The 9,392-nt window shown below is 75.2% G+C and carries 7 protein-coding genes and 1 pseudogene; 4 read left to right on the forward strand and 4 right to left on the reverse strand.

Going from position 1 to position 9,392, the window contains the following annotated elements; all coding sequences use genetic code 11:
- Nucleotides 1-186: pseudogene (locus ACIBQ8_RS51030) on the forward strand (hypothetical protein); the annotation flags it as partial.
- Between the two features lie 137 nt (nucleotides 187-323).
- Nucleotides 324-4,487: a trypsin-like peptidase domain-containing protein gene (locus ACIBQ8_RS51035; protein ID WP_397195902.1), complete on the forward strand. Its 4,164-nt coding sequence runs from the start codon at nucleotides 324-326 to the stop codon at nucleotides 4,485-4,487.
- Between the two features lie 3 nt (nucleotides 4,488-4,490).
- Here the strand turns inward: ACIBQ8_RS51035 and ACIBQ8_RS51040 are convergent, their stop codons facing one another.
- The gene (locus ACIBQ8_RS51040; protein WP_397177289.1) at nucleotides 4,491-5,321 is read right to left on the reverse strand and encodes an SAM-dependent methyltransferase; all 831 of its coding nucleotides are present in this window, start codon (nucleotides 5,319-5,321) and stop codon (nucleotides 4,491-4,493) included.
- A gap of 132 nt (nucleotides 5,322-5,453) precedes the next feature.
- Between ACIBQ8_RS51040 and ACIBQ8_RS51045 the strand changes: the two genes are divergently transcribed.
- Together ACIBQ8_RS51045 and ACIBQ8_RS51050 are read left to right on the forward strand one after the other, a co-directional pair.
- A complete protein-coding gene (locus tag ACIBQ8_RS51045; protein ID WP_397177291.1) occupies nucleotides 5,454-6,104 on the forward strand; it encodes a nitroreductase family protein in 651 nt (216 codons plus the stop codon).
- Nucleotides 6,105-6,197: 93 nt separating this feature from the next.
- Nucleotides 6,198-6,947: a GNAT family N-acetyltransferase gene (locus ACIBQ8_RS51050; RefSeq protein ID WP_397195903.1), complete on the forward strand. Its 750-nt coding sequence runs from the start codon at nucleotides 6,198-6,200 to the stop codon at nucleotides 6,945-6,947.
- A 13-nt stretch (nucleotides 6,948-6,960) separates the two neighbouring features.
- On the opposite strand, the gene ACIBQ8_RS51055 is transcribed toward ACIBQ8_RS51050, so the two are convergent.
- The 3 genes from ACIBQ8_RS51055 to ACIBQ8_RS51065 are packed head-to-tail and all read right to left on the reverse strand — an operon-like array spanning nucleotide 6,961 to nucleotide 9,053.
- On the reverse strand, nucleotides 6,961-7,995 hold the full coding sequence (locus ACIBQ8_RS51055; protein WP_397195904.1) for a DUF5685 family protein: 1,035 nt from the start codon (nucleotides 7,993-7,995) through the stop codon (nucleotides 6,961-6,963).
- A gap of 47 nt (nucleotides 7,996-8,042) precedes the next feature.
- Nucleotides 8,043-8,519, reverse strand: coding sequence for a hypothetical protein (locus tag ACIBQ8_RS51060; protein ID WP_397195905.1), 477 nt, complete (start codon nucleotides 8,517-8,519; stop codon nucleotides 8,043-8,045).
- Nucleotides 8,520-8,522: 3 nt separating this feature from the next.
- Complete coding sequence (locus ACIBQ8_RS51065) at nucleotides 8,523-9,053, reverse strand: hypothetical protein (protein WP_397177298.1); 531 nt, start codon at nucleotides 9,051-9,053, stop codon at nucleotides 8,523-8,525.
- Between the last annotated feature and the right edge of the window lie 339 nt (nucleotides 9,054-9,392).

Below are 9,392 nucleotides of genomic sequence, written 5' to 3' on the forward strand. Positions count from 1 at the left end.
GGCGGCCGCTTCAACCCCGACACGCTGGGTGTGGACGGGGTGAAGGGCGAGGGCCACATCAAGATCCAGTACGTGGTCACCAAGTGGGGTGACGGCGTGGGCAGGAAGGCCGCTCCGGTGGCGTTCGAGACGGGCGCCTGGCGTCAGCAGGACACCGGCACGGCTCCGGTGTCGGTCAAGAAGTAACACGCGCGAACAGCAGAAGGGCGTCTCCCGCCGGGGGACGCCCTTCTCGCATGTCAAGGAACGGCAAACACCGCCCGCGTCCAGCGGCCATACTGGCTCCGCTGACGACCTGGAGTGACGGGCGGTGACCGTAAGTGATGGATACAGGGCCCGACGAGGCGCTGAACCTGGCCGTCCTGCGCGTGCGCGGCCCCGAGGGGGCCGTGGCGGGCGCGGGCTTCCTCATCGCGCCCGACCGCGCCCTGACCTGCGCGCACGTCGTCTCCGGCGCCCTGGGCCACGCCGACGGGCCGCCCCCGCCGGACGCCTGGGTCACCGTCGAGCTGCCCTTCGCCGGCGACCCCGCGCCCGTGCGCGCCCGCGTCGAGCACTGGGTCCACACCGCCGCCGACGGCTCGGGCGACATCGCCGTCCTGCGCCTGGACGCCGCGCCCCCGGGCGGACGCCCGCTGCGCATGGCCGAGCCGCGCAGCCTGTGGGGCCACCGGGTCGTCGTGGCCGGGTTCCCGCCCGGCCTGCATGGCGGCGGCTGGCACACCGGGCGGCTGCTCGGCGGCACCCAGCAGGGCTGGCTCCAGTGCGCCCCCGACGACCCCCATGGCGTGCCGATCGAGAGCGGCTTCAGCGGCAGCCCCGTCTGGGACGCCGAGCTCGGCGACGTCGTCGGCATGGTGGTCGCGGCCCAGCCCGGCGGGCCCCGCCAGGCGTTCGTGATCCCCACCCGCTCGCTCACCCGCGCCGTCCCCGCCCTGGCCGCGACCGTACGGCCGGCCTCGCCGTTCCGCGGGCTGTCGGCCTTCCGCGAGGGCGACGCCGCCGTCTTCTTCGGCCGCGACGTGGAGACCGCCCGGATCGCCCGCCTCCTCCAGGCCCACCCCGAGCTCACGCTCACCGGCCCCTCCGGCTGCGGCAAGTCCTCGCTGGCGCTGGCCGGGGTCGTGCCCGCCATGCGCCGGCAGGGCTGCCAGGTCGTCGTCCTGCGGCCCTCGGCCGTGCGGTCCTGGCCCGGCGCGCTCGCCGCCGAACTGGCCGCCCTGTCGCACCCGGGCCTGACCGGGGCCGACGCGCTGGCCAGGGCCGACGCGCTGCGCGAGCCGCTGCGCAACGGCCGGCTGCCCGATGTCGTCGACCAGGTCCTGCGCGACACCGGCGCGACCGGCCTGCTGATCGTCGTCGACCAGGCCGAGGAGCTGCTGGTCGGCGACCCCGGGCAGGCGGACGACGCGGCCGGGGTGCTGGCCGCGGCCCGCGCCTGCCCGGCCGTGCGGGTGCTGTTCACGCTGCGCGCCGACTTCCTGCCCGCCGCCCTGTCCCACCCGGCGCTCGGCGGCGCGCTCGGCCGCGAGACCTACGGGCTCACCCCCATGACCCGCGACCAGCTCCGGCAGGCCATAGAGGCGCCGCTGGACGCCGTCCCCGCCGTGACCTACGACCCCGGCCTGGTCGACCGCATCCTGGTCGACGCCGGCGGCGCGCCCGGCGCCCTGCCGCTCATCGGCTTCCTGCTGGACCGCCTCTGGCACGAGCAGGAGGGCGGCCGCATCACCCACACCTCCTACGAGGCGTGCCGCGGCGTACGCGGGGCTCTGGGCGAGCAGGCCGAGCAGGTGTGGGCGGCGTGCGTGCCCGAGGAGGACACCGCGGCCGGGGAGGAGCTGCTGTCCAGGCTCGTCCGGGTCGCCGCCGGGGCGCACGCCCCGCTGCGCCGCCGGGTCACCCGCGAGGAGGCCGGGGAGCGGCGCTGGCGGACGGCCGGCCGGCTGGCCGCCGGACGGCTGCTCGTCATGGACACCGGCGAGGACGGCCGCCAGACCGTCGAGCTGGCCCACGAGGCGCTGATCACCGAATGGCCGAGGCTGGCCCGGATCGTCGCCGCCGACCTGCAGTTCCTCGAATGGCGCGACCTGCTCCACCAGGACATGGGCCGCTGGCGGCAGGCCGGGCGCGCCCCCGACCGGCTCCCCGGCCCGCCCGAGCTGGCCGCCGCCGCCCGCTGGCTCGCCGAACGGCCCGGCGACCTGACCGAGGACGAGCACGACTACCTGCGCCAGGGCCGCCGCCGCCGGCAGCGCCGCACGCTGCGCCGCCGGGGCGCGATCACCGGCGCGGGGGTGGCGCTGCTGACGGTCCTCTCGCTGGTCGCCTGGACGCTCTACCAGGGCCGGATCGGCGAGCAGCGGGCCGCCGAGTCCCGCTCCCGCGCCCTGGCGGGCGCCTCGGCCGACCTGGCCGAACGCGACCCCGAGCTGTCGTCGCTGCTCGCCGTCGGCGCCTACCGCGCGGCCCCCACCCAGGAGGCCAGGGTCCAGCTCCTGCAGCGCTACGTCGAACACCGGTACACCAAGGGCGTGGCCACGGGCGCGCTCGGCTCGATCACCGCCGCCGACGCCAGCGACGACGCCCGCGTCCTGCTGGCCACCACCACCTCCGCCTCCGGCCGCGCCACGCTGTTCACCCGCGGCCCCGACGGCCGCTACCGGCCCGCCCACCTGCCCGACCGGGGCGGCACCAGCCGGCCCGCCGTCTCCGCCGACGGCGGCCTGATCGCCTACGCCCTCGACGACGGCGGCATGGTCTGGCACCGCGTCGACCCGCGCGACGGCGAGCTGCTCGACCAGGGCCACGTCCTGGCCCGCCAGGACCGGCCGGCCCCGGCGCTGCCCGCCGACGAGCCCGTCGCCGACGTCAGGGCGGACGGCGACGACGGCTGGATCGTCACCGCGGGCCCGAAGAAGCTCGTGCTCCAGTCGCTCGGCGCCGCCGGCACCGCCCGCACCTGGGTCTACGACCTGCCCGCCGACCTGGTCCGGTTCGGCCCCGACGCCACCACCCTGGTCGTCCGGGAGAAGGGCGTGGCCAAGGTGTACAGCAGCAAGGGCAGCCCGGTGTGGCGGCAGCTGACCATCCGCGAGCTCGGCCCGGCCGACGGACTTGCCGTCTCCGGCGACGGCGCCACCGCCGTGACCTGCCGGACCAGCGACGACGGCCGCGCCGCCACGTACACGGGGTTCGCGGTGCGCGACGGGAAGCGGCTGGGCGGCTTCCCGGCCGGACGCCCGTGCGGCGCGTTCGTCGTCGACCGAGAGGGAAGGCGCGTGGCCGAGCAGGGCGCCTCCGGCTGGGAGCTGGTCGACCTGGCCGCCGGCCGCACCCTGTCGCGCGCCTGGATCGACGCCCAGCCGAGCGCCGCCCCCGTCGCGCTGGTGGGCGCGCCCGGCGCGCAGGAGCTGCTCACCAGGTCACCCGACACGCTGGTGCTGACCGCGCTGCGCGACGGCGAGCAGCTCATCGGCAACCCGGCGCTGCTCCAGGGCGGCGCCCGGATGGTCGCCCAGGCCGACGGCGGGGCCCGGCTGCGCCTCATGGAGACCGGCGAGCCGCAGCGCACCCTGGCCGACGTCGTCCGCGCCGAGAGCCCGAAGGGCCTCGACACCGACGGCGACCCCGTCGTGGACGAGTCGGGACGCCTGCTCGCCGACGCCGTCGCCCCCGCGAAGGTCGCCGTCCGCGCGCTGCCCTCGCTGTCCCCCCTCACCGAGGTCACCACCGCCCGGCCGCCCGAGGGCACGCACCTGACCTGCTTCTTCAAGGACGGCGACCTGTTCACCCTCGCCGGCCGCCGCCTGGAGCGCTGGGAGCCCGCCACGGGCCGCCGCAAGAGCGCCTTCGACGTCGCCGGCCCCGGCGCGGTCGTCACGGAGGTGCAGGTCAGCCCGTGGAGCGCCGGCCACCTGATGGTCGCCGTGCAGGGCGCCGACCACCTGCGCACGATCGACCTGCGCACCGGCGAGGAGGTCAAGGACCGGCGGCTGACCGTGGGCACCGACGTCGTCAGCGGGTTCGTCTTCGACCACACCGGCACCCACCTGCTGCTGTTCCGCAACGGCATGCTGCCCGAGGTGTGGCTCACCCACCCGCTCAGGAAGGTGCTCGGCCCGCTGCGCTCGTCGGGCGAGAACATCCGCGGCGGCGAGCGCATGACCTCGATCATGCCGCGGAACGCGGGCCGGCTGTTCCTGTTCCGCGAGCGGGAGATCAGCGTCTTCGGGCTCGGCGAGAGCGGGGTGTCCTACGCGGAGGGCTACACCTTCCGCCAGCCCCAGGACTTCCTCGACATCTCGCCCGACGGCTCGCTGCTGCTGCGCCTCAAGGGCGGCGACGGCGCCACCGGCTACTCCACCGACCTGCTCCGGCTCGACCCCGGCACCTGGCGGGCGCGGCTGTGCGAGGTGTTCGGCCGCCGCTTCACGCCCGGCGACCGGCAGCAGGTGCCGATCGCCCTGCCGGACGCGGTCTGCTGACCGTCACGGCTTGCGCCCGACCCCGCCCAGGAAGGTGTGGTACGTGATGCCCAGGGCCGGGTGGTAACCCGGCTCCGGCCGCCACTCGGCCAGCGGCACCAGACCGGGCTCCAGCAGCTCCAGGCCGTCGAAGAAGCCGAGGATCTCCGCGCGGGTGCGCCACCGCCCGGTGCCCATGGTGTCGTTGAACAGCCGCTCGGCCTCGAACGCCTGCCGCGACACCTCCGGGCGTTCCTCCATCGGGTTGTGGAAGTGGGAGACGGCGACGTGGCTGCCCGGCGCGAGCCGTCCGATCAGGCGGGCGGCGATGCCGGCCGGGTCCTCCTCGTCCGGCAGGTGGTGCAGGATCCCGAACAGCAGCAGGCCCACCGGCTCGTCGAGGTCGAGGAGCTGCCTGGTCTCGGGATGGTCGAGGATGTCGTCGGGGCGGCGGATGTCGGCCTCGATGACGGTGGTTCCGTCGTCGACGGCGAGCAGGGCCCGGCCGTGGACCAGCACGATCGGGTCGTGGTCGACGTAGACCACCCGGCAGCCCGGGGCGGCGGCCTGGGCGATCTCGTGCACGTTGCCCTGCGTGGGCAGCCCCGACCCGATGTCCAGGAACTGGCGGATGCCGGCCTCGACGACCAGGTCGCGGACGACGCGCGCCAGGAAGTCCCGGTTCGACCGGGCCGCCTGCGGGGCGTCCGGGGCGATCCGCAGCGCCATCTGGGCCACCTCGCGGTCGATCTCGAAGTTGTCCTTGCCGCCGAGCATGTAGTCGTAGACCCGGGCGACGCTGGGCTTGGTGGTGTCCACGTCGAGGGCGGGGGAGCCCTGCTCGTCGTCGGCCACGGTCGGCTCCTTCGGTTGCGTCGGGCGAGTCCGGCTGGCGTGATCATACGTCCCGGAGGGCGGAAAAATCAGGCCCGGGCCGGGCCGTACGGGCTACGGGATTCCGGCGGCCCGCGTTGACATGATGACCCCATGACGATCGAACCACTGGCCCCGGACACCCTGCTCACCACCACCCGCAGCGTGCGCAGGCGCCTCGACCTGTCCCGCCCGGTCCCGGCGGAGCTGGTCCGCCAGAGCCTGGAGGTCGCGCTCCAGGCGCCCAGCGGCGGCAACCGGCAGGGATGGCACTGGATCGTGGTCACCGACCCCGAGCGGCGCAAGGTGATCGGCGAGTACTACCGGCGCTCATGGAACAGCTACTCCACCTCCGGCGGCTCGGCCCGCTCGATGTTCCGGGACGACCCGGCGCGCGCGGCGGCCCAGGAGCGCGTCAGCGGCAGCGCCGCCTATCTGGCCGAGCACATGGGCGACGTCCCGGTGCTGGTGATCGGCGCGATCGAGCTGCCCGGCGGCCGCCTGCCCGAGGGCAACCAGGCCGGGCTGTGGGGCTCGCTGCTGCCCGCCGCGTGGAGCTACATGCTCGCCGCCCGCGCCCGCGGCCTGGGCAGCGCGTGGACCACCCTGCACCTGGAGTACGAGAGCGAGATCGCCGAGCTGCTCGGCATCCCGGCCGAGGTGCGCCAGGGCGTGCTGCTGCCCACCGCGTACTTCACGGGGGAGACCTTCCGGCCCGCCGCGCGGCAGCCGCTCGACGAGGTGCTGCATCTCGACCGCTGGTGACCCGGCGCCCCTGCGGGGCGCCGGGAAAACCGCTTGTCCGGCGGTGGGCGCGGCCCTACCTTGTGACGGTCACGTCAACCGAGAGGACTTCACTTGCTGGGCGCCCGTGTGCACGCATACCTTCGAGCGGCGGCCGGAACCCGGGCACACCGGGCCGGGCCGTTCCTGATCCGCTTCGACGAGCACGACGACGCGCCGCCGTTCAACTACGCCATCCCCGACGACGACCTCGCGCCTGCCGGCGAGCAGGTGGCCGCGCTGGCCGCCGCCTTCCGCGAGCGCGGCAGGACACCCCGGCTGGAGTACGTGCCGCAGGTCGCGCCCAAGGTGGAGCAGGCCCTGCTGGCCGCCGGGTTCGCCGTCGAGGGGCGCTTCCCGCTGCTGGTGTGCCCGGCCGGGGAGCTGGCCGAGCCGCCCGCCGACGCCGCCGTCCGCCTCGCGCTGGTGACCGACGACCCGGGCCTGTGGCAGGTCGCGCGGGTGATGAACGCGGCCTTCGACGCGCCCGAGGCCACCGAGCACGACGTCGCGCGGCTGCGCGGCGTGCTCGGCCGCGGCGGCCTGGTGGCCGCGGCCACCGACGCCGCCACCGGCGAGGTCGTCGGCGCCGGCCAGCTCGGCGGCCCGCAGGAGGGCGTGGCCGAGGTCGCCGGCATCGCCGTGCGCGACACGCACCGGCGGCGCGGCATCGGCGGAGCCGTCACCGCCCTGCTGACCAGGGCGGGCCTCGACGCCGGCGTCACCATGCCGTTCCTCACCCCCGCCGACGACGCGGCGGGCCGGGTCTACGCCCGCGTCGGCTACCGCAAGGCGGGCGAGGTCCTGCACATCTCGGCCCCCTGACCCTCTCGCCGGATCAGCCGCAGTCGCAGCAGCCGCCGCAGTCGGGGCAGTCGCAGTTGCTGCAGTTGTCCAGGTAGCAGCGCTCGCAGCAGGGCCGTCCCGCCTTCTTGCTCCACCTCGGCCGCCAGAGCCCGCAGGTCAGGAACGTCGCCACCCCGGCCCCCGACCTGCGGATCCAGCCGGGACGCCGGTAGGAGGCCGCGCCGAACGCGCGCTCGACCGCCCGGCGCACCTCGGCGCCGAGCAGCCGTTCCACCAGGTGCCGCTCGTCCAGCTCCAGGTCGGCCACGGCCAGGGCGAGCCCGTGGGCGGCGTCGTCGCACAGTTGCCGCGCCCGCTCGCGGCCGGTGCCGGTGGCGGTCAGCGGGTTGAACGCGCCCCGCTCGTCGTCGGCCGCCTGGTCCTCGACGGCGTCCAGGAGGTGCGCGACGCGGCCGAAGAACCGGCCGGCCTCGGCCAGCGGCGCCGCGTTCGCCGGCCGCCCGGCCAGCACCGCGGTGTGGGCGAAGGCCGCCGCCACCGCCTCCTCAGCGGGCGCCGTGAGGTCGAGCAGGTCCATCGGTGCGGCCAGGGCCCGGCGCTCGCGTTCGAGCTGCCGGTCCACCGTCGCCGACAACACGGCGGTGTCGAAGCCGACGCCCGACGCCAGCCGGGCGCCGCCGGCCTCCCAGCGGGCCGCGAGCAGGCGGCGGGCCGGAGCCGTGGCCGGGGCGGCGTCCCCGTCGGCCACCTGGTCGCGCAGCCTGCCCGCGGCCAGGACGAGCGACACCCCCGCCGCCAGGCGGGCGCCGCGGCCGCGGGCGTCCACCACGTCGGCGGAGCGGAACCCGCGCAACGCGCACGGCCCGGCCGTCCGGTGCGGCACGGCGGCCGGGAGCTGGGCCTCGGTCAGCACCGAGAGGATCAGCGTGTCGTAGTTGGTGGTCAGCCGGGCGGCGTGCCCCTGCCCGTCCCGCAGTGTCAGGCAGAGCCCGCACAAATGCGCCCGCCACGCCGCGCGTACCGCCGCGCACCCGTGCTCGCCGCACGGACGGATGATCCCGAACACACCGACCTCACAAGATCCGGAAAACGCTGGAGGAATCGTACGGGCGATCATCCGTCCGCGGCACCGCGGGGTTCAGGCGCGGGTTCGGGCGCGGGTTCGGGCGCGGGGCGGCGTGCCCGTCCGGCCGCCACCGCCAGCACGGCCGCCCCGGCCAGCGTGAGCAGCGCGGTGAACAGCCACTCGTCCGAGCCCTCCGGCCCGTAGACGCGGGTCAGGCGGCCCGTGTCCACGGCCGCGGTGGCCTGTCCCGCCGCCAGGGTGCCGCGGTCGCTGCCGTACAGCTCGACGTCGCGCCGCCGGATCCGTCCGTCGCCGGAGGTGAAGTCCCCGGCCCAGACGCAGGACTCGTGCCCGGGATGCCGTACGCACCGCAGCTCCCGGGCGGTGAACGCGCCGCTCACCCCGTCGGCGCGGGCGGCGCGTACGACGGGGCCGAACTCCGGCACGGAGACCGACAGCAGCAACAGCCCCACGACGGCCAGCGCCACCGTGAACCCGCCCGGACGTCGTCTGGTGACCGCCATGAGCTAGTGCGCCACCGCGCAGGTGCAGGCGGCCCCGCCGTGCTCGGCGGCCCGGCGGTGGAGCAGCATCGCCACCACCATCGGCGCGAAGACGACCGCGTTGTAGAACAGGTGCAGCTCCATCCGGGGCAGGAAGATCTGCAGGACGCTGGTCGGGACCGGCCGTCCGAGCAGGTAGAGCCCGGTGATCTTCTGTACGAGCAGCAGCAGGTGCTCCATGTGGTGCCAGACCTGGATGCCCAGGGAGATGTTCCACCAGGTCCGCGAACGGCCGGCGAACCCCTTGCGCAGCATGATCAGGCCCACGAGCATGAGCAGCGCGTACCCGTAGTGCATCCACTCCGAGGTCACCAGCCACGGGAACGGCAGGCCGAGCACCCCGCGGGCCTCGCTCAGCGGCCACCCCCAGACGTAGACCTGCACGGCCTGCACCAGATGCTCGGCCCAGTGGGCCACCACGATGAGCATGAAGAGCGTGAGTGCCGCCTTGTGGTGCCGTCCGTTGAGCGTGGACGCGCTGATCGTCGTCGCCATTCCTCACCTCGTGTCTGTCGCGCTGACGCTGGCGCGATGATCTCGGACGGCACTGGGAACGGGCTTGCATCCTCTTTGCAGTTGGCTGGGAGCCCGGGGGGCGGCGCCGGCCCCCTGACGAACGCGCAGGTCATGGGGGAATGCCGGGAGCTTGCCCGTGGTTTACCTACTCATACCCCGTGGGCTTTGGCAGTGGTTGATGCTGTTTGCCCGGGGTTTACGGTTCAGCGGTAGATCTTTGCCCGTTTTGGGGTGTTAGGTTTGCGTTTGTCCGTTTCTTGGGTTAGTGTTGTACCTATCGGCGGGTGAGAGACCCTTCCTTTCCCGGGTCCGCCCCCC

This window comes from Nonomuraea sp. NPDC049646 (genome assembly GCF_044465525.1).
Lineage (GTDB): Bacteria > Actinomycetota > Actinomycetes > Streptosporangiales > Streptosporangiaceae > Nonomuraea.

Bases quoted from the DNA above. Each gene is read 5' to 3' on its own strand.
- ACIBQ8_RS51035 (WP_397195902.1), top strand. From the start codon at position 324: ATGGATACAGGGCCCGACGAGGCGCTGAACCTGGCCGTCCTGCGCGTG.
- ACIBQ8_RS51045 (WP_397177291.1), top strand. From the start codon at position 5,454: ATGACGATCGAACCACTGGCCCCGGACACCCTGCTCACCACCACCCGC.
- ACIBQ8_RS51060 (WP_397195905.1), bottom strand. From the start codon at position 8,519: ATGGCGGTCACCAGACGACGTCCGGGCGGGTTCACGGTGGCGCTGGCC.
- ACIBQ8_RS51065 (WP_397177298.1), bottom strand. From the start codon at position 9,053: ATGGCGACGACGATCAGCGCGTCCACGCTCAACGGACGGCACCACAAG.